20 protein-coding genes are annotated in these 20,659 nt (G+C 50.7%); 16 read left to right on the top strand and 4 right to left on the bottom strand.

The features are described from left to right. The first annotated feature begins 148 nt into the window (after positions 1–148). Genes GE278_16845 through GE278_16835 form a run of 3 tightly spaced genes read left to right on the top strand, consistent with a single transcriptional unit; the run spans position 149 to position 1,747 of the window. On the top strand, positions 149–463 hold the full coding sequence (locus GE278_16845; GenBank protein QLK62336.1) for a hypothetical protein: 315 nt from the start codon (positions 149–151) through the stop codon (positions 461–463). A 1-nt stretch (position 464) separates the two neighbouring features. Next, entirely contained in the window at positions 465–1,244 is a 780-nt protein-coding gene (gene truC / locus GE278_16840; GenBank protein QLK62335.1) for a tRNA pseudouridine(65) synthase TruC, read from the top strand. A 53-nt stretch (positions 1,245–1,297) separates the two neighbouring features. Then, positions 1,298–1,747 (top strand): flavodoxin, encoded by a 450-nt coding sequence (locus GE278_16835; protein ID QLK62334.1) that lies wholly within the window; start codon positions 1,298–1,300, stop codon positions 1,745–1,747. 93 nt (positions 1,748–1,840) lie between these two features. On the opposite strand, the gene GE278_16830 is transcribed toward GE278_16835, so the two are convergent. From GE278_16830 to map, 4 genes are all read right to left on the bottom strand, one after another. After that, on the bottom strand, positions 1,841–2,230 hold the full coding sequence (locus GE278_16830; GenBank protein ID QLK62333.1) for a DUF3461 family protein: 390 nt from the start codon (positions 2,228–2,230) through the stop codon (positions 1,841–1,843). A gap of 159 nt (positions 2,231–2,389) precedes the next feature. Beyond that, positions 2,390–3,214, bottom strand: coding sequence for a 2,3,4,5-tetrahydropyridine-2,6-dicarboxylate N-succinyltransferase (dapD, locus tag GE278_16825; GenBank protein ID QLK62332.1), 825 nt, complete (start codon positions 3,212–3,214; stop codon positions 2,390–2,392). A gap of 47 nt (positions 3,215–3,261) precedes the next feature. After that, entirely contained in the window at positions 3,262–5,952 is a 2,691-nt protein-coding gene (gene glnD, locus GE278_16820) for a bifunctional uridylyltransferase/uridylyl-removing protein GlnD (protein QLK62331.1), read from the bottom strand. Positions 5,953–6,047: 95 nt separating this feature from the next. Continuing rightward, a complete protein-coding gene (map, locus tag GE278_16815; GenBank protein QLK62330.1) occupies positions 6,048–6,839 on the bottom strand; it encodes a type I methionyl aminopeptidase in 792 nt (263 codons plus the stop codon). A gap of 366 nt (positions 6,840–7,205) precedes the next feature. On the opposite strand from map, the gene rpsB reads away from it, so the two are divergent. The 13 genes from rpsB to lpxA all read left to right on the top strand — a co-directional run bounded on the left by rpsB (position 7,206) and on the right by lpxA (position 20,644). Then, positions 7,206–7,931: a 30S ribosomal protein S2 gene (rpsB, locus tag GE278_16810; GenBank protein ID QLK62329.1), complete on the top strand. Its 726-nt coding sequence runs from the start codon at positions 7,206–7,208 to the stop codon at positions 7,929–7,931. 147 nt (positions 7,932–8,078) lie between these two features. Further along, on the top strand, positions 8,079–8,930 hold the full coding sequence (gene tsf / locus GE278_16805; protein QLK62328.1) for an elongation factor Ts: 852 nt from the start codon (positions 8,079–8,081) through the stop codon (positions 8,928–8,930). A gap of 169 nt (positions 8,931–9,099) precedes the next feature. Then, entirely contained in the window at positions 9,100–9,831 is a 732-nt protein-coding gene (pyrH, locus tag GE278_16800; GenBank protein ID QLK62327.1) for a UMP kinase, read from the top strand. Between the two features lie 108 nt (positions 9,832–9,939). Next, positions 9,940–10,497: a ribosome recycling factor gene (locus GE278_16795; protein ID QLK62326.1), complete on the top strand. Its 558-nt coding sequence runs from the start codon at positions 9,940–9,942 to the stop codon at positions 10,495–10,497. 161 nt (positions 10,498–10,658) lie between these two features. Continuing rightward, positions 10,659–11,855 (top strand): 1-deoxy-D-xylulose-5-phosphate reductoisomerase, encoded by a 1,197-nt coding sequence (ispC, locus tag GE278_16790; GenBank protein ID QLK62325.1) that lies wholly within the window; start codon positions 10,659–10,661, stop codon positions 11,853–11,855. 246 nt (positions 11,856–12,101) lie between these two features. Further along, positions 12,102–12,860: a (2E,6E)-farnesyl-diphosphate-specific ditrans,polycis-undecaprenyl-diphosphate synthase gene (gene ispU, locus GE278_16785; GenBank protein QLK62324.1), complete on the top strand. Its 759-nt coding sequence runs from the start codon at positions 12,102–12,104 to the stop codon at positions 12,858–12,860. 9 nt (positions 12,861–12,869) lie between these two features. Further along, a complete protein-coding gene (gene cdsA / locus GE278_16780) occupies positions 12,870–13,718 on the top strand; it encodes a phosphatidate cytidylyltransferase (GenBank protein QLK62323.1) in 849 nt (282 codons plus the stop codon). A gap of 42 nt (positions 13,719–13,760) precedes the next feature. Continuing rightward, on the top strand, positions 13,761–15,116 hold the full coding sequence (gene rseP / locus GE278_16775) for a sigma E protease regulator RseP (GenBank protein ID QLK62322.1): 1,356 nt from the start codon (positions 13,761–13,763) through the stop codon (positions 15,114–15,116). A gap of 36 nt (positions 15,117–15,152) precedes the next feature. Then, positions 15,153–17,573: an outer membrane protein assembly factor BamA gene (bamA, locus tag GE278_16770; GenBank protein QLK62321.1), complete on the top strand. Its 2,421-nt coding sequence runs from the start codon at positions 15,153–15,155 to the stop codon at positions 17,571–17,573. A 154-nt stretch (positions 17,574–17,727) separates the two neighbouring features. Further along, positions 17,728–18,225: a molecular chaperone Skp gene (gene skp / locus GE278_16765; protein ID QLK62320.1), complete on the top strand. Its 498-nt coding sequence runs from the start codon at positions 17,728–17,730 to the stop codon at positions 18,223–18,225. Positions 18,226–18,227: 2 nt separating this feature from the next. After that, positions 18,228–19,250, top strand: a complete 1,023-nt coding sequence (gene lpxD / locus GE278_16760) for a UDP-3-O-(3-hydroxymyristoyl)glucosamine N-acyltransferase (GenBank protein QLK62319.1) — start codon at positions 18,228–18,230, stop codon at positions 19,248–19,250. A 146-nt stretch (positions 19,251–19,396) separates the two neighbouring features. After that, on the top strand, positions 19,397–19,852 hold the full coding sequence (gene fabZ, locus GE278_16755; protein ID QLK63322.1) for a 3-hydroxyacyl-ACP dehydratase FabZ: 456 nt from the start codon (positions 19,397–19,399) through the stop codon (positions 19,850–19,852). Positions 19,853–19,855: 3 nt separating this feature from the next. Next, the gene (lpxA, locus tag GE278_16750) at positions 19,856–20,644 is read left to right on the top strand and encodes an acyl-ACP--UDP-N-acetylglucosamine O-acyltransferase (GenBank protein QLK62318.1); all 789 of its coding nucleotides are present in this window, start codon (positions 19,856–19,858) and stop codon (positions 20,642–20,644) included. Positions 20,645–20,659: the final 15 nt, after the last annotated feature.

Raw genomic sequence — 20,659 nt, 5'->3', positions numbered from 1 at the left:
TATCAGGCACTTTTCGCCACTATGAAAAACGTATGGATTGAGTGATAAACCGTACTGAATGCAGAAAGTTGGGGCAACAGGTCTTCAATGATATGCTTTGCGCCCCCTGGCGGACGCTGCCAGGGGCCCTGAACGAAGAGAGCGACTTATGAATACAGAAAAACAGGTTCGTCAGATTTTAGAAGATATTGAACAGGCGATGCGTAACGCTAAACTCTGGCATGCCACGCCACCTGATACAGACGCTTTTGAAAGTCAGGAACCGTTTTCAGTCGATACGATGTCTGCGGAACAATGGCTGCAATGGGTGCTGGTTCCTCGTATGTACGCCCTGCTGGAAGCCGGTGCAGCGATGCCAACTCGTTTTGCCATCACACCCTATTTTGAAGTGGCGATGCCTGAAGCAACGATGTTGTTGAGTCAGTTGCAACGTCTCGATGATTTACTGAACATAGAAGACTGACATGCTGGAAATTTTGTATCAGGACGAACATCTGGTCGCAGTGAATAAGCCTGCGGGCATGCTGGTTCATCGCAGTTGGCTGGATCAACATGAAACGGTGTTTGTGATGCAAACATTGCGGGATCAGATTGGTCAGCACGTGTTTACCGTTCACCGCCTGGATAAACCGACATCTGGCGTATTGCTAATGGCGTTGTCGAGCGACGTAGCGCGGTTATTGTCCCTGCAGCTCGAAAATCACCAGATGAATAAGGTGTATCACGCGATAGTCCGCGGCTATGTCAGCGAAGATGGCACGGTCGATTACGCCCTGACGGAAGAGCTGGACAAAATCGCCGATAAGTTTGCGAACCCCGATAAAGCGCCGCAATCCGCAGTCAGCCATTATCGCGTGGTGGCGCAGGTGGAAATGCCGGTCGCCATTGGCCGTTATGACAGTGCCCGTTATAGTCTGGTCGAACTGAAACCGGAAACCGGACGTAAGCATCAGTTGCGTCGCCATATGTCGCATCTGCGTCACCCGATTATCGGCGACAGCGCGCATGGCGACCTTAAACAAAATCGCGGAATGACTGAGCATTTCGGCTGCTCCGGCCTGATGCTGCACGCCAGCCATATGGAACTGCCGCATCCGGTCACCGGTGAATTAATCTCTTTGCAGGCTCGCTGGGATAATCGCTGGCAGAGCGTGGTCGAACAGTTTGGCTGGCAAGGGAAAATCCCTGAGCTTGAAAGGGTTGAAGTTGCCCCCGCTTGCGGTCAGGATAGTGAACAAATTTAAAGCCTTCGGACGCATTTGCGAAAGAGCGAGTCGAACGACACAGGAGTGAAGCCATGGCAGAAGTCGGAATTTTTATCGGTACAGTATACGGCAATGCGTTACTGGTAGCGGAAGAAGCGGAAACCGTGCTGAAAAGCCAGGGGCACGAGGTGAAGCTGTTCGAAGAGGGGACGCTGGAAGCCTGGCAGTACTACCGTCATCATTTCGTTCTGATCGTGACCTCCACGACCGGGCAGGGTGATTTGCCGGACAGTATCGCGCCGCTTTACGTGGCTATCCGCGATACCGTTGGCTATCAACCCGAACTGCGATACGGTGTGATTGCGCTCGGTGACAGCAGTTACGATCATTTCTGCGGCGGCGGTCATAAGCTGGATGATTTATTGCAGGAGCAGGGCGCGGCGCGCATCGGCGATTTACTGGAAATAGATGCTATGGAAAATCCAGAGCCGGAAACGGTGGCCATTCCGTGGGTCGAGAAGTGGGCGTTATTGCTGAAATAAAGTACTGCACCGTTAATAATAAAAAAGGTCAGGGGATAAACCTGACCTTTTTGCATTTCTGCATGGCGTAAATGAGACCATGCATTAATGAAATTAGCGACCGCTGGTGAGTTTTTCCAGATCAGATTCGATCTCGGTAATTTTATTGGCCACCACGGATTCCAGATGACGTAAATCATCCAGAATTTTACGTTTCAGATCGACTTCAACCTGATCGCGCTGGCAAATTTGATCTAACTCATCAATCACATAACGCAGATTTGGGCTGATTTCGTGAATTTCTTTGTAACCCTGTCCTGCATTATCGGCCACGATGGTTTTACGCTGGCGCGGATATTTAAACTTCACGCTTTTGGCGAAAAATTCACCTTTATCTCTGCGGAAATAAATTTTCAGGATGTCGTTATTCGCCTCCTGACGCAGGCTGTAACGATCAATATCGTCGGGATTATTAATGCCCAGGCTTTTCAGATTGTCATACATAGCGCTACCTTCGTTTAGGAGAATATTTGATCATCATGATGAACCGAACGGCGGTTCGAATCGTTGATAAATGACACAATTTGCCATCAACAAGATAAAAAAATAGCGGGTATTGTTGTAAATACAAAATTGACCCGCTATTTCTCATTACTGCTCAGTTTAGTCGATGTTACGCAACAACTCATTCAGGCCGGTTTTGCCTAATGTTTTCGCATCCACTTTCTTCACGATCACCGCGCAGTACAGGCTGTAGCTGCCATCTTTAGACGGCAGGTTACCGGAAACTACCACGGAGCCAGCAGGAACGCGGCCATAATGCACTTCACCAGTTTCGCGGTCGTAAATCTTGGTGCTCTGGCCAATGTAAACGCCCATGGAAATTACGGAGCCTTCTTCCACGATCACGCCTTCAACGATTTCTGAGCGCGCACCGATGAAGCAGTTATCTTCGATGATGGTTGGGTTAGCCTGCAGCGGTTCCAGTACGCCACCGATGCCGACACCGCCGGACAGGTGAACGTTTTTACCGATCTGCGCGCAAGAACCGACGGTGGCCCAGGTGTCGACCATGGTGCCTTCATCAACGTAAGCGCCGATGTTAACGTAAGACGGCATCAGCACGGTGTTGCGGGCGATGAATGCGCCTTTACGTACAGCAGCAGGGGGCACCACGCGGAAACCCTCACGCTGAAAACGCGCTTCATCATAGTCAGCGAATTTCATTGGCACTTTGTCGAAGTAACGGCTTTCACCGCCTTCCATGACCTGGTTATCGTTGATTCTGAAAGAGAGCAGTACCGCCTTCTTCAGCCACTGATGCGTTACCCATTCACCATTAATCTTTTCAGCTACGCGCAGTTCGCCGCTGTCGATTTTGTTAATGACCTGAGTTACCGCGTCGCGCGTTACGCTGTCTACGTTTGCCGGAGTAATGTCTGCACGGCGCTCGAAGGCTTGTTCAATAACGGTTTGTAGTTGCTGCATCCTGTTCTCTTTCCTGAAGTGATGTTAAATAGACAACCGTACTTGTATCACATTTTATCGCCGGGGTTGAGTGCCTCGGTTAATCGGCGTGTGATTTCCTTGCGCGTCGGCTTATCGAGCGCACGACGTTCGGAGTTCGCCAGAATAAATAAGTCTTCTACCCGTTCGCCAATGGTCGAAATGCGTGCGCCATGCAGCGATAACCCCAAATCGGAGAAGACCTCCCCGACGCGGGCCAGCAGGCCAGGCTGATCCAATGCGACCAGTTCCATGTAGGTGCGGCGATCGGTATGCGTTGGCAGGAAACTGACGTCGGTCTGCACGCTGAAATGACGCAGTTTCGGCGAAGGGCGACGCGCGCGCGGTGGCTGATACGCTTGCGTCATCGACTGTTCCAGGGCGTGGCGGATCGCCTCATGGCGATCCTGCGCCAGCGGGCTGCCGTCCGGTTCGAGCACAATAAAGGTGTCCATCGCCATGCCATCACGGTTAGTGAAAATCTGCGCGTCGTGGATGCTCAGGTTGCGCCGGTCCAGTTCGCCAGCGACCGTGGCAAACAGGTAAGGGCGATCCGGGCTCCAGATGAAGATTTCCGTGCCGCCGCGCGTGGCCTGACGGCTCACCAGCACCAGCGGCTTGGTGGAGTCATGTTCCAGCAGATGTCGCGCATGCCATGCCAGCTGATTGGGCGAATGCCGCAGGAAGTAATCCGCCCGGCAGCGGCTCCAGATGCGGTGCAGCGCTTCTTCATCAATATTATCCATACGCAGCAATGCCAGCGCCTGCAGGCGGTGATGGCGCACTCGTTCGCGCAAATCAGGTGTGTTCTGCATCCCGCGACGCAGCTGTTTTTCAGTTGCGAAATACAGTTCGCGTATCAGGCTTTGCTTCCAGCTGTTCCACAGGGTTTCATTGGTGGCGCAGATATCGGCCACCGTCAGGCTGACCAGATACCGCAAGCGAACTTCGGTTTGCATTTCCGCAGCGAACTGTTGGATCTCGTTCGGATCCTGAATATCGCGGCGCTGCGCCGTAACTGACATCAGTAAATGAACGCGCACCAGCCATGACACCAGCTGAGTTTCCCGCGAGTTCAACCCGTGCAGTTCGGCGAACTCGTGTACGTCCTGCGCCCCGAGAATTGAGTGATCGCCGCCACGGCCTTTGGCGATATCGTGGAACAGCGCGGCCATCAGCAAGAGTTCAGGCTGGGGCAGGCGCGGGTAAAGCTCTACGCACAACGGATGTTTCGGGCGCGTTTCTTCATGAGCGAAGCTTTCGAGCTTTTGCAAAACACGGATAGTGTGTTCGTCCACCGTGTAAGCGTGGAATAAGTCGAACTGCATCTGGCCGACGATTTGTCCCCACTGCGGCATATATGCCCACAACACGCTGTGACGATGCATCGGTACCAGTGCGCGCGACACCGCGCCTGGGTGGCGAAGAATTGACATAAACATCTCGCGCGCCTGCGGGATCTTACACAGCGGCTCTTTGAGATGACGTCGCGCGTGACGCAGCAGACGCACGGTGGTGGAGTAAATGCCTTTGATTTCACGGTGACGTACCATCAGGTGGAACATGCCGATAATCGTTTCCGGCTGGCGTTCGAACAGTGATTCGTCACGCAGGTCGATCAGATCGCCGCGCAGCTGGAAATGCTCATCCAGCGGACGTGGCTTTTCATTCGGGCCAATCGCCAGAATCGCTTCATCAAACAGCTGTAACAGCATCTGATTCAGCTCGCCGACCCGACGGGTCATGCGATAAAAATCTTTCATCATGCGTTCGACTGGCTGATTGCCTTCGCCCTGATATTGCAGAAGCTGGGCGACGTTAAGCTGTCTGTCGAACAGCAGGCGGTTGTCGTAACGCGGCAGGACTAAGTGCAAGGCGAAACGTATGCGCCACAGGAAGCTCTGACACTCCAGCAGTTCGTTGCGCTCGGCTTTGGTCAGAAAACCAAACGCGACCATTTCATCGAGCGACGTTGCGCCGAAGTGACGGCGCGCCACCCAGAGAATAGTGTGGATATCACGCAGGCCGCCCGGGCTGCTTTTAATATCAGGTTCCAGATTGTAGCTGGTGCCGTGATAGCGCAGATGACGCTCGTTTTGCTCTTCAATTTTCGCGCGGAAGAAATTGGGCGAAGGCCAGAAACCGTCGCTGAAAATGTGTTTTTGCATGCTGAGGAACAGCGCGACGTCACCGCAAATCAGGCGCGATTCTATAAGGTTAGTGGCTACGGTGAGATCCGCCAGCCCTTCCAGCAGGCACTCTTCCAGCGTGCGGACACTGTGCCCGACTTCCAGCTTCACATCCCACAGCAGGGTGATAAGTTCACCGATGCGCTGGGCCTGTTCGTCGTTAAGGCGTTTCTGGCTCAATACCAGTACATCAATGTCGGAAAGCGGGTGCAATTCGCCGCGTCCGTAGCCACCCACCGCAACCATCGCAGTTTCAGGAATATTATCGAAACCGTAGAAGGTCCACAGGCGTTGGAGTAGTTGGTCTATGAAATGCGCCCGCGCATCAACCAGTTCTTCTGCACGCAGCCCGGCATTGAACGCGTCCGCCAGCCAGCCCTGAAACTGTTCCATATGTTGCTTGAGGCTTTGACGGTTTAAGTCATCATCCGGATAAACGGCAGGGGAGACAGGCTGCGGCGGGCAAGCGCACGGCGTTTCCCGGCTGAGTTCAGGTTGCAGGCGCTTTTCAGCAGAGAAGTTTTCAGTCATAGATGCGCAGCCCATTCCTACACGTTAAAGATAAAAAAACCGGCTTTCGCCGGTTTGATTGACAGATTTACTCGCTCTTCGCGAAGCGGCAACTGTTAGTCGTGCGTCAGAATGGCCGGGATGGTGTCATCCTTACGCAGCGTCATAATTTCACAACCGTTATCAGTCACCACAATAGTATGCTCGTACTGAGCCGACAAGCTGCGATCTTTAGTTTTTACTGTCCAGCCATCTTTCATGGTGCGGATGCGGAAATCACCGGCGTTGACCATAGGTTCAACGGTGAAAGCCATGCCGGCCTGTAAAACCACGCCGCCGTCATCTGCATCGTAATGCAGAACCTGTGGCTCTTCGTGGAAACCTTCCCCAATCCCGTGACCGCAGTATTCGCGTACGACGGAAAATTTCTCTGCTTCAACAAACTTCTGGATCTCTTTACCCAGAGTACGCAGACGGATGCCTGGTTTGATCAGACGCAGCGCCAAATACAGGCTTTCCTGCGTTACGCGGCACAGACGCTCACCCAGAATAGTCGGTTTACCCGCGATGAACATCTTGGAGGTATCGCCGTGGAAACCGTCTTTAATAACCGTCACGTCGATGTTAACGATATCGCCGTCTTTGAGGATTTTGTCGTCGCTTGGAATGCCGTGGCACACCACTTCGTTAATGGAGATGCAGACGGATTTCGGGAATCCGTGATAGTCCAGGCAGGCAGAAATGGCTTTTTGGTTGTTCACGATGTGATCAGAGCAAATGCGATCCAGTTCACCAGTGCTGACGCCAGGTTTGACGTAAGGCTCGATGATTTCCAGCACTTCCGCAGCCAGACGGCCAGCGATGCGCATTTTTTCGATATCTTCAGGGGTTTTGATTGAAATGGCCATGAGTCTTCCTGCAGGTTTGTACATCCGGTGTGCTGTATTTCTACACCGTTGTCGTCAATAATTAGCTGTGGCTTATGGTATCAGCCCTGATATTAGCTGCCAAACTATCATTTCCCGGCTGGCAAACTGGCGAACAAAATTTGCTGCCCGGCCGTTATTTGTGGTATAAAACGCGCCGGCAATCCGCTCTGGGTCCCAGACTCCGGGGGATTAAAGCCGAATTCACTCATATGTGTACTTATTAACGTAAGTAATAACACACACGTATCGACACATACGCCGGGGTGCCTTGGGAATTCGTTCCGCAGGGTCGGTTGTATGGGATACGTGGAGGCATAACCCCAACTACTTAATAGAGGTTTTATCATGGCAACTGTTTCCATGCGCGACATGCTCAAGGCCGGTGTTCACTTCGGTCACCAAACCCGTTACTGGAACCCGAAAATGAAGCCATTCATCTTCGGCGCTCGTAACAAGGTTCACATCATCAACCTTGAGAAAACTGTTCCAATGTTCAACGAAGCCCTGGCTGAGTTGCAGAAGATCTCCGCCCGTAAAGGCAAGATCCTGTTCGTTGGTACTAAACGCGCAGCAAGCGAAGCGGTAAAAGACGCTGCACACAACTGCGACCAGTTCTTCGTGAACCATCGCTGGTTGGGCGGCATGCTGACTAACTGGAAAACCGTTCGTCAGTCCATCAAACGTTTGAAAGACCTGGAAATTCAGTCTCAGGACGGCACTTTCGAGAAGCTGACCAAGAAAGAGGCGCTGATGCGTACTCGCGAACTGGCTAAGCTGGAAAACAGCCTGGGTGGTATCAAGGATATGGGTGGTCTTCCTGACGCACTGTTCGTTGTCGACGCTGATCACGAACACATCGCAATCAAAGAAGCTAACAACCTGGGTATCCCGGTATTCTCCATTGTTGATACCAACTCCGATCCGGATGGCGTTGACTTTGTTATCCCTGGTAACGATGACGCAATCCGTGCAGTAAATCTGTACCTGAGCGCTGTTGCTGCCACTGTCCGTGAAGGCCGTTCGCAAGATCTGGCTGTTCAGGCAGAAGAAAGCTTCGTAGAAGCTGAATAATAAGGCAAGCTCAGCAGAGCCCTTATTAACCAGGTATTGAAATATGTTGGTTAGGGGGCCTTTATTGGCCCCCTTTGCTTATCTTAAATGCGAGAAATATCTCACCGCAAAAAGCCTTTTTGCACTGAGATAATCGAGGAAAATACAATGGCTGATATTACCGCTGCCCTGGTAAAAGAACTGCGCGAACGTACTGGCGCTGGCATGATGGATTGTAAGAAAGCTCTGGTTGAAACTAACGGCGACATCGAGCTATCCATTGAAAATATGCGTAAATCTGGCGCGATCAAAGCGGCGAAAAAAGCAGGCAACGTAGCTGCTGACGGCGTGATCAAAACCAAGATCGAAGGCAACTACGGCGTTATTCTGGAAGTTAACTGCCAGACTGACTTCGTTGCTAAAGATGCCGGTTTCCAGGCATTCGCTGACAAAGTTCTGAATGCTGCTGTTGCAGGCAAAATCACCGACGTTGAAGTTCTGAAAACACAGTTCGAAGAAGAACGTGTGCAACTGGTTGCTAAAATCGGTGAGAACATCAACATCCGTCGCGTTTCTTCCCTGGAAGGCGAAGTGTTAGGTAGCTACCTGCACGGTGCTCGCATCGGTGTTCTGATCGCTGCTAAAGGCGCTGACGAAGAGCTGGTTAAGCAGATTGCTATGCACGTTGCTGCAAGCAAGCCTGAGTTCGTTAAACCAGAAGATGTGTCTGCTGAAGTGGTAGAAAAAGAGTACCAGGTTCAGCTCGACATCGCGATGCAATCTGGCAAGCCTAAAGAAATCGCAGAGAAAATGGTTGAAGGCCGCATGAAGAAATTCACCGGCGAAGTTTCTCTGACTGGCCAGCCTTTCGTTATCGACCCAAGCAAAACTGTTGGTCAGATTCTGAAAGAGCATAACGCCGACGTTATCAACTTCATCCGCTTCGAAGTGGGTGAAGGCATCGTTAAAGTTGAGACTGACTTTGCTGCAGAAGTTGCAGCGATGTCCAAACAGTCTTAATCAGTAACTGATGCATCATAAAATGGAACCGCTGCACGTTGGCGGTTCCGTTTTATCCAGCCCCAAATTCCAATGACATTGTGCGATGTGCTGTAGCAACACCCGGTAACAACGCTATGATGTAAAGATTGAATTCTCATTAAGACACATTGCTTCTAGGACAGACACCATGGCTACCAATGCGAAACCCGTTTATCAGCGTATCCTGCTCAAACTCAGTGGCGAAGCCCTGCAGGGCAGTGAAGGTTTTGGTATCGACGCGAGTGTATTAGATCGTATGGCTCAGGAAGTTAAAGAGCTGGTCGAACTCGGCATTCAGGTAGGCGTTGTGATCGGCGGCGGTAACTTATTCCGCGGCGCGGGTCTGGCGCAGGCGGGCATGAATCGTGTTGTAGGCGACCATATGGGTATGCTGGCGACTGTCATGAACGGCCTGGCAATGCGTGATGCATTACACCGTGCCTATGTTAACGCGCGTCTGATGTCTGCAATTCCTTTGAACGGTGTTTGTGATAATTACAGCTGGGCGGAAGCTATCAGCCTGCTGCGTCATAACCGCGTGGTCATTTTCTCCGCCGGTACCGGTAATCCTTTCTTTACTACAGATTCTGCAGCCTGTCTGCGTGGTATCGAAATTGAAGCCGATGTGGTATTAAAAGCCACCAAAGTCGATGGCGTATATTCCGCTGACCCGGTCAAAAATCCGGAAGCAACGCTTTACGAAACATTGACCTATCAGGAAGTGCTGGAACAGGAATTGAAAGTAATGGATCTGGCGGCGTTTACGTTAGCCCGCGATCATAATCTTCCGATTCGTGTTTTCAACATGAACAAACCCGGTGCACTGCGCCGCGTGGTGATGGGGGAAAACGAAGGGACGCTGATTTCTAACGCTGAGTGATCCTTCGCTATTGAACATTACGTTCAGCCAGCCTGTGCTGGCATAAGTATTCACGGACTATACTGATGTTATGGTCTGCCAGGTAACCAGCTTTCAAGGGTTCACAACGTGATTAACGAAATCAAAAAAGACGCTGAAATTCGTATGGAAAAATGCGTTGAAGCATTTAAAACCCATATCAGCAAAATCCGTACCGGCCGCGCTTCTCCCGGCATTCTCGACGGCATCATGGTGGAATACTATGGTTCTGCGACGCCATTGCGTCAGTTGGCTCAGGTGACGGTGGAAGACTCCCGTACTCTGGCTATTTCTGTGTTTGACCGCTCTATCAGCGCAGCCGTTGAAAAAGCGATCATGACTTCTGATTTGGGTCTGAATCCTTCTTCAGCGGGCGCGACCATTCGTGTTCCATTGCCTGCATTGACCGAAGAGCGTCGTAAAGACCTGATCAAAGTTGTGCGTGGCGAAGCAGAGCAGGGTCGTGTTTCTGTGCGAAACGTCCGCCGTGACGCTAACGACAAAACCAAAGCACTGCTGAAAGATAAAGAAATCAGTGAAGATGAAGATCGCCGTTCTCAGGACGATATCCAAAAACTGACAGATATCTTCATCAAGAAAATCGATGTCGCACTGACAGAGAAAGAAGCTGAGTTGATGGAGTTCTAATCAGACTCGTTTGTTCTAATATAAAGCGTCGCAAATGCGGCGCTTTATTTTTTTACGGATCTCAAATCTTTTCTCTGCAGCCACAATCTCATGGACAAGCCAGAGAAGAGGTTTCAGACTGTGCACTATTCTGAATTTATGGCGTTATCCCGGGCATTTTCATGAAACAAATGACTATTCTTGGTTCGACAGGGTCTGTCGGCACCAGTACGCTTTCCGTTGTCCGGTCCAATCCCGACGCTTTCGCAGTCAAAGCCCTGATTGCAGGACACAATGTTGATGTGATGGCGCAGCAATGTATCGAATTTCGTCCGGCTTATGCGTCCATGGCCGATGAGGCTTCCGCTCGCGCTCTGCGAACCATTCTGGCTGAACAGGGTGTGAAGACTGAGGTGCTCTCGGGCGAAAGCGCTGCCATCGAACTGGCTGCATTGGATGATGTCGATCAAGTGATGTCAGCCATTGTGGGCGCTGCCGGCCTTTTACCGACGCTCGCTGCCGTGCGCGCAGGTAAACAGATCCTTCTGGCGAATAAAGAGTCTCTGGTCACCTGTGGTCGTATCTTCATGGATGCTGTCCGCGAAAGCCAGTCTCAACTCCTTCCTATCGACAGTGAACATAACGCGATTTTCCAGAGTTTGCCTGAGCCCGTTCAGCAGCAACTGGGCTATGCTTCACTTGAAGAAAACGGGATTTCCCGCATCGTCCTAACCGGCTCTGGCGGGCCATTTCGCGAGTTACCGTTAAACTACTTTAACGATGTGACACCCGATCAGGCGTGCGCGCATCCCAACTGGTCGATGGGGCGTAAAATTTCTGTCGACTCCGCCACGATGATGAACAAAGGTCTGGAGTACATCGAAGCACGCTGGTTGTTTAATGCGTCTGCGGCCGAAATGGAAGTGATCATCCATCCGCAGTCGGTGATCCATTCGATGGTTCGTTACCGTGACGGCAGCGTACTGGCGCAGCTGGGGTCACCTGATATGCGTACGCCTATTGCACATGCGATGGCGTATCCGCGCCGTGTCGCCGCTGGCGTTGAGGCATTAGACTTCTGTAAAATGGGCGCGCTCTCTTTCTCTGAGCCGGATTATGCGCGTTATCCTTGCCTGCAACTGGCTATCGAAGCAAGCAACACCGGGCAGGCCGCGACGACGGCGCTGAATGCAGCGAACGAAATTTCCGTAGCGGCATTCCTTAATGGTGAAATTCGTTTCACCGATATTGCCGCGATTAACCGTCAGGTGATGGAAGAGTTGGTGAGCGCTGAACCTGACTCTGTGGATGCGGTGCTGGAAATTGACAGACAATCGCGGGCATCGGCTCAACAAAAACTTCGCACATTTGCGGCCTGACGCTAAGTTTACTGCTTATGCAGCAGTTTGTTAGCTTCACATTGAAATGGTATAGTCTGCGCCACGCTGACAGTAGATTCAGGTTTTAGTCTCTGGATCTAACATGTGGAATCGGTAAGCTGCCAGAGTAGCCGTGCCCGCAAGGGAGACACGGCTTTTTTGCGCGTGTTATTGCGCCTGCGTTTGAACTGCAACGCCAGCTAAAAAAAGCCGTCGTGTTCTGATAAAAGGAAATGAGTACGCGTTATGTCCCTCGAAAATCAACAGATGTCTGATTCGTTCTGCGCTCAGCCGCGCCATGTCGCCATTATTATGGACGGCAACGGACGTTGGGCAAAACGTCAGGGTAAAATGAGGGTCTTTGGTCATAAAGCGGGTGTAAAATCAGTGCGAAAAGCCGTGAGTTTTGCAGCCAACCATCAACTTGATGCCCTAACGCTTTATGCCTTTAGTAGTGAAAACTGGAATCGCCCGGCTCAGGAAGTCGCCGCATTGATGGAACTGTTCGTTCGTGCACTCGACAGTGAAGTCAAAAGCCTGCATAAACATAACGTCAGGCTGCGGATCATTGGCGATGTCAGTCGCTTTAGTGCTCGTCTGCAGGAACGCATTCGTCGTTCAGAAACACTTACAGAAAATAACGACGGTCTTACGCTGAACATCGCTGCGAATTATGGTGGCCGATGGGATATTATTCAGGGCGTTAAGACGCTGGCGGGTCAGGTTGAAGCCGGTACGCTGCGGGCTGAGCAGATAACAGAAGACATGCTGGACTCAGCTGTCTGTATGAGCGAACTGGCACCCGTTGATTTGGTGATCAGAACCGGTGGGGAACATCGAATCAGTAACTTCCTGCTCTGGCAAATTGCCTATGCTGAGTTTTACTTTACCGATGTCCTCTGGCCTGATTTTGATGAAAATACCTTTGAAGATGCGCTGGAGGCTTTTGCACAACGCGAGCGCCGCTTCGGGGGGACTACACCTATCGGCGCTAATGCGTCCTAGGGAGAACATTTGCTGAAGTATCGCATTATCACAGCTCTGATTTTAATACCGATTGTTATAGCTGCACTCTTTTTATTACCGCCAGTCGGTTTTGCCATTGTCACGTTAATCGTGTGCATGCTGGCGGCGTGGGAGTGGGGGCAATTAGCGGGTCTCGGAAGCCGTAATCAGAGGATTTGGCTCGCCATCCTTTGTGGTTTCCTGCTGGCAGCCATGATGCTGAGTATTCCAGCCTATCATCACAGCGCGCAGTTGCCGCTGGTAAGTGGATCCCTATGGGCCGCACTCGCCTGGTGGTGTGTGGCGTTGGTGCTGGTGGTTGGGTATCCTGCGTCAGCCGCATTTTGGCGGCATTCGTGCGTGCTTCGGATCTTGTTTGGCGTACTGACAATTGTGCCGTTTTTCTGGGGCATGGTCGCGTTGCGTCAATATGGTTATGCCGAGAATCCTCACACTGGCGCATGGTGGCTGTTATATGTGATGCTACTCGTCTGGGGTGCTGATTCTGGTGCATACCTCTTTGGTAAGCTTTTCGGAAAGCACAAGCTGGCACCTAAAGTTTCGCCGGGAAAAACCTGGGAAGGGTTTGTCGGTGGGTTACTGACATGTGCGCTGATTGCCTGGCTGTTTGGCCGCTACGCACCGCTTACCGTGCAGCCGTCTGTATTACTGATTTGTTCCGTGGTTGCAGCGCTGGCTTCAGTTTTAGGCGACCTCACCGAGAGTATGTTTAAACGCGAAGCCGGAATCAAAGACAGTGGTCATATGATCCCGGGGCACGGCGGAATATTGGACCGTATCGACAGCCTGACTGCTGCGGTTCCTGTATTTGCCTGCCTGATGCTGTTAGTGTATTAATCCGTCGCTGACGGTGAAGTTTTCTAAGGAATAGTTGGACATATGATGAACATACTCTGGAGCCTGGCCGCCTTTATCGTTGCATTGGGGGTGCTTATCACCGTGCACGAGTTCGGCCATTTCTGGGTTGCTCGTCGCTGTGGCGTGCGCGTTCAGCGGTTTTCCGTAGGTTTCGGTCGCGCGCTTTGGCGTCGAACCGATCTTCACGGCACTGAATATGTCCTTGCTATCATCCCCCTCGGCGGTTACGTCAAAATGCTCGATGAGCGGTTAGAAACCGTACCGCCTGAGTTAAAGAATCTTACTTTCAACAGTAAGACTGTCTGGCAGCGTGCGGCAATTATCAGCGCGGGCCCGATAGCCAACTTCATATTTGCGGTTTTTGCCTACTGGGTCATTTTTATTGTTGGTGTACCAACAGTAAGACCTGTAGTGGCCGAAATCATGCCCCACTCCATTGCCGCGCAAGCCAAAGTTTTGCCAGGGATGGAACTTAAGTCTATTGGCGGTATCGAAACGCCTGATTGGGATTCAATTCGAATGTCGTTGATGGGGGAAATTGGCAACAGCCAAATGACGCTCGGGGTAGCCGAGTTAGGCTCATCAACAATAATTGAAAAAGTTGTCGATTTGCGTGAATGGACGTTTGATCCTGAAACGCAAGATCCGGTGGTCGCGTTGGGGATTATTCCGCGTGGTCCGCAGGCAGAACCCGTATTATCTGAGGTGCAATCAGTCTCCGCCGCTCAAAAGGCAGGTTTGCAAGCGGGCGATCGGATCGTTAAAGTTGACGGTCAGGTTTTGGCGAGCTGGCGTGATTTTACGTTGCAGGTTCGCGATAATCCGGGCAAGCCCATTGCGTTAGACATTGAGCGTAATGGCGAGGCTCTGGCATTAACCCTGACACCGGAAAGTCGGACGTTGGGTAAAGGTATTGTACAAGGTTTTGCCGGGGTGGTTCCCAAAGTCATACCGTTGCCTGAAGAGTACAAGACAGTTCGTCAGTATGGTCCGTTTGTCGCTTTATATGAGGCGGGTGATAAAACCTGGCAACTGATGAAGCTTACGGTCAACATGCTGGGCAAATTGTTTACCGGTGATGTGAAGCTGAACAATCTGAGTGGCCCAATTTCCATCGCACAGGGCGCAGGAGTGTCAGCAGAGTATGGTTTAGTGTCGTACCTGACGTTTTTGGCGCTTATCAGCGTCAATCTCGGTATCGTAAACCTGTTCCCATTACCGATATTAGATGGTGGACACTTAGTTTTTCTGGCAATAGAGAAACTAAAAGGTGGTCCAGTTTCCGAGCGAGTTCAAAACTTCAGTTATCAGGTCGGTGCTGTATTGCTGTTCCTGGTAATGGGGCTTGCACTTTTCAATGATTTCTCCCGTCTTTAAGGCTGGGGATTAGGTTAGGAAGAACGCATAACAACGATGGCGATCAAAAAGTTGCTCATAGCGTCGCTGCTGTTTGGCAGCGCCACCGTATACGGTGCAGACGGTTTCGTAGTGAAAGATATTCATTTCGAAGGCCTGCAGCGAGTTGCCGTCGGTGCGGCGTTACTCAATATGCCGGTTCGCGTCGGTGATACGGTTACTGACGATGATATCAGTAATACCATTCGTGCATTGTTTGCCACTGGCAACTTTGAGGACGTTCGCGTCTTGCGCGATGGCGATTCTCTGATTGTTCAGGTTAAAGAACGTCCAACGATTGCCAGCATCACTTTCTCCGGTAATAAATCGGTGAAAGATGACATGCTGAAACAAAACCTGGAAGCCTCTGGCGTCCGTGTTGGCGAAGCGCTTGACCGTACAACAATCGGCAGTATCGAGAAAGGTCTGGAAGACTTCTATTACAGCGTCGGAAAATACAGTGCGTCGGTAAAAGCGGTTGTTACCCCTTTACCACGTAACCGTGTCGACCTGAAGTTAGTCTTTACCGAAGGTGTTTCTGCGAAAATTCAGCAGATCAACATCGTAGGTAACCACGCCTTCAGTACTGATGAACTGATTTCACACTTCCAGCTTCGTGATGAAGTGCCATGGTGGAACGTGGTTGGCGATCGCAAATACCAGAAACAGAAATTGGCGGGTGACCTTGAAACCCTGCGCAGCTTCTATCTGGATCGTGGTTACGCCCGTTTCAATATTGATTCGACGCAGGTCAGTCTGACGCCGGACAAAAAAGGTATCTACATCACGCTGAACATCACAGAAGGTGAGCAATATAAACTTTCTGGCGTTGAAGTTACTGGCAGCATGGCCGGTCACTCAGCAGAAGTTCAAAGCCTGACTAAAATTGATAAAGGCGAGCTGTATAACGGCGCCAAAGTCACCAAGATGGAAAACGACATCAAGCAGATGCTGGGTCGTTATGGCTATGCCTATCCACGGGTGAACACGCAGCCTGAAATTAATGATGCAGATAAGACCGTTAAACTGCATATCAACGTGGATGCGGGTAACCGTTTCTACGTACGTCACATCCGCTTTGAAGGGAATGACACCAGCAAAGACAGCGTACTGCGCCGTGAAATGCGTCAGATGGAAGGTGCCTGGTTAGGTAACGATCTGGTCGACAAAGGTAAAGAACGTCTGAACCGACTTGGCTACTTTGAAACGGTAGATGTGGATACACAACGCGTTCCGGGTACACCGGATCAGGTTGATGTGGTCTATAAAGTTAAAGAGCGTAACACCGGGACATTCAACTTTGGTGTGGGCTACGGTACAGAAAGTGGTGTCAGCTTCCAGGTCGGTGTTCAGCAGGATAACTGGCTGGGAACGGGTAACTCCGTCGGCATCAGCGGTACCAAAAACGATTATCAGACGTATGCAGAATTCACGATCACTGACCCGTACTTCACCGTTGATGGTGTGAGTCTGGGTGGCCGTATCTTCTACAACGACTTTAAAGCGGATAACGCGGATCTGTCTGACTATACCAACAGAAGTTATGGTATTGGTGGCAACCTTGGTTTCCCAATCAATGAGAACAACTCATTGCGGCTGGGTCTGGATTACGTACACAACGATCTGTCCAATATGGAACCTCAGATCGCCATGTTCCGTTATCTGAACTCAGTGGGCCTTAAGCCTGCGGTCACCACGAGCGACAACGCTGATGCAGATTTCAGTGCAGATGACTTCTTCGTTAACCTTGGCTGGGGTTATAACAACCTCGACCGTGGCTACTTCCCTACGTCAGGGACCAAAGCCAGCCTGAATGGTAAAGTCACCGTTCCAGGCTCTGATAACGAATATTACAAAATCACCTTCGATTCAACCAGCTACATGCCGCTGAATCAGGATCGTGATTGGGTGCTGATGGGCCGTGCACGCGCAGGTTATGCAGATGGTCTGGGCGGGAAAGAAGTACCGTTCTACGATAACTTCTATGCCGGTGGTTCAAGCAGTGTTCGTGGTTTCCAGTCGAACACCATTGGTCCAAAAGCAGCGTATTACAAATGTACTACGGCTAATACCTCGTACAGCGGCTGTCCGATCGATAATTCGGATGATGCGGTGGGCGGTAATGCAATGGCAGTACTGAGTGCGGAACTGATTGTTCCAACTCCGTTCGTTAGCGAAAAATACGCTAACTCGTTGCGTACTTCTCTGTTCGTGGATAGCGGTACTGTCTGGGATACAGGTTGGGAAAACACCCCGCAGACTATGGCTGCCGGTGTGCCTGATTACAGCAAACCAGGCAACATTCGTGTTTCTTCCGGTCTTGCGTTGCAGTGGATGTCTCCGCTGGGGCCATTGGTCTTCTCGTACGCACAGCCAGTTAAGAAATACGAAGGCGATAAAGCAGAGCAGTTCCAGTTTAACATTGGTAAAACCTGGTAACGCCCTGCCTGAACAAGAGTTATTCAGCAGAATCGCAATCACCTGATTGCGGAACTGGGTACACGGGTTTCGGCCCGTGTATCGTTTTAATGTCAGGTGTTTTGTGTAATTTACTGTGCCAGATGGCACAAACGGGTGATGGAAGGAGTTTATAGTGAAAAAGTGGTTATATGCCGCAGGCCTCGGTTTAGTTATGGCTTCTTCAGCTAGCGTTCAGGCTGCTGACAAAATTGCTATCGTTAATGTCGCTAGCATTTTCCAACAGATGCCAGCGCGTGAAGCTGTGGCCAAACAACTCGAAAATGAGTTCAAAAGCCGTGCAACTGATTTGCAATCTCAGGAACGTGATCTGCAAACCAAAATGCAACGTCTGCAACGCGATGGCTCAACCATGAAAGCCAGTGATCGTTCTAAACTTGAAAAAGACGTGATGGCTCAGCGTGAAGCGTTCTCCGCTAAAGCGCAGCAGTTTGAGCAAGACAACCGTCGTCGTCAGGGCGAAGAACGTAACAAAATCCTGAGCCGTATTCAGGACGCTGTGAAATCTGTTGCAAGCAAAGAAGGTTATGATGTTGTTATTGATGCAAATGCAATCGCGTATGCAAGCAATGACAAAGATATTACTGCTGATGTGCTGAAACAGGTTAAATAAACATGTCTTCAATTCGACTGGCTGATCTCGCACAGCAGTTGGATGCACAATTGCACGGTGATGGCGAAATTGCCATCACCGGCGTTGCTTCAATGCATTCCGCACACTCTGAGCAAATCACGTTTTTATCAAACAGCCGTTACCGTGAACAGTTGGCCTCCTGCAGCGCAGGCGCCGTAGTGTTGACGGAAGCGGATCTGCCATTTTGCCCTACTGCGGCATTAGTGGTTAAAAACCCTTACCTGACCTATGCGCGTATGGCGCAACTGCTGGATACCACTCCGGCACCGGCACAAGATATTGCTGCGAGCGCGGTAATTTCTGAAAGTGCTTCTTTAGGTAAGAATGTCTCGGTTGGCGCTAATGCAGTCATCGAATCAGGCGTTGTGTTAGGCGATAACGTTATCGTTGGCGCAGGCTGTTTTATCGGCAAAGAAGCTAAAATAGGAGCGGGTACCCGTCTCTGGGCCAATGTTTCTATCTATCATCGCGTTGAGATTGGTGAGCAGTGCCTGATTCAGTCAGGTACGGTGATCGGTGCTGACGGTTTTGGTTACGCGAACGAACGCGGTAACTGGATTAAGATCCCACAACTGGGGACCGTGATTATTGGCGATCGCGTTGAGATTGGTGCTTGTACCACTATCGACCGCGGTGCGCTGGATGACACTATTATCAGCAGCGGTGTCATCATTGACAATCAATGTCAGATTGCACACAACGTCGTGATTGGAGACAATACGGCGGTTGCTGGCGGCGTAATTATGGCCGGTAGTCTGAAAATTGGACGCTACTGCCAAATTGGCGGAGCCAGTGTTATCAATGGTCACATGGAGATTTGTGACCAGGCCGTGGTGACAGGAATGGGAATGGTAATGCGACCAATCACCGAACCTGGGGTATACTCCTCCGGTATTCCGTTACAACCGAATAAAGTTTGGCGTAAAACGGCTGCATTGGTAATGAATATTGACGAGATGAATAAGCGCTTGAAAGCTGTCGAGCGTAAAATCGAAAAAGACTAATTACCACTTACGGTGCTGCAATGCGTTCCCTTAACGGGTGAACCTGCGGCATTCGTTCCTATTTGCGGCCTGCCTGATGACCTTTTTTTGGGGTCTGGCAGGCCGTGTTTTTGATGCCATCAGTTTTTATAGACAGGAAGAGTATTTTGACTACTGACACTCATACTCTGCGTATTGAAGAGATACTGGATTTACTGCCACACCGTTACCCGTTCTTGCTGGTTGATCGCGTGTTGGATTTTGAGAAAGGGAAATTTTTGCGCGCAGTGAAAAACGTTTCCTTTAACGAACCGTTTTTCCAGGGACATTTCCCAGGCAAGCCGATTTTTCCAGGTGTTTTGATTCTGGAAGCCATGGCACAGGCCACTGGTATTCTGGCGTTTAAAAGCGTTGGAAAACTGGAACCGGGCGAACTGTATTATTTTGCAGCAATTGATGATGCACGCTTCAAACGTCCGGTGTTGCCGGGTGACCAAATGATTCTGGAAGTTGAATTCATTAAAGAGCGTCGTGGTGTTGCTCGTTTTAAAGGTGTCGCGAAAGTAGATGGTGAGATTGCTTGCGAGGCATCAATGATGTGCGCCCGTCGCCGGGAGTCTTAATACATGATAGACAAAACCGCCTATATACATCCAAGCGCTATTGTTGAAGAAGGTGCCGTTATCGGTGCTGGTGTTCATATCGGTCCCTTCTGTTATGTCGGTTCCCAGGTGGAAATCGGCGAAGGTACTGAGCTTAAATCACACGTAGTTCTTAATGGCGTGACCAAAATTGGTCGCGATAACCGCATCTTCCAGTTCGTGTCCATTGGTGAAATTAACCAGGACCTGAAGTATGCCGGTGAACCAACACGCGTTGAGGTCGGCGATCGCAACAATATTCGTGAGAGCGTGACCATTCATCGTGGGACCGTTCAGGGCGGTAGTCTGACAAAAGTGGGCAGCGATAACCTGTTGATGGTTAACGCGCATATCGCCCATGATTGCGTCATTGGAAATCGCTGCATTCTGGCGAACAACGCGACCCTTGGCGGCCATGTTGAGATCGACGATTTCGCTATCATTGGTGGTATGACCGCAGTGCATCAGTTCTGCATCATCGGCGCACACGTCATGGTCGGTGGGTGTTCTGGCGTTGCTCAGGACGTGCCTCCGTTTGTGATTGCGCAGGGTAACCACGCGACACCTTTTGGTATTAACATCGAAGGGCTTAAACGTCGCGGTTTTGAGAAAGCAGACCTGCACGCTATTCGTAATGCTTATAAGTTACTGTATCGCAGTGGCAAAACGCTGGAAGAAGCACAACCGGAAATCGCTGCGATTGCCGCTGAATTCCCGAAAGTCAAACCTTTCAGTGATTTCTTCAGTCGCTCAACCCGCGGTATTATTCGCTGATCTGCGCTACGGAAA

This window comes from Enterobacteriaceae bacterium Kacie_13, assembly GCA_013457415.1.
Classification (GTDB): Bacteria; Pseudomonadota; Gammaproteobacteria; order Enterobacterales; family Enterobacteriaceae; genus Rahnella.
The sequence above is the reverse complement of the archived record's forward strand: the minus strand, read 5'-3'. Positions and strand labels throughout refer to the sequence as shown.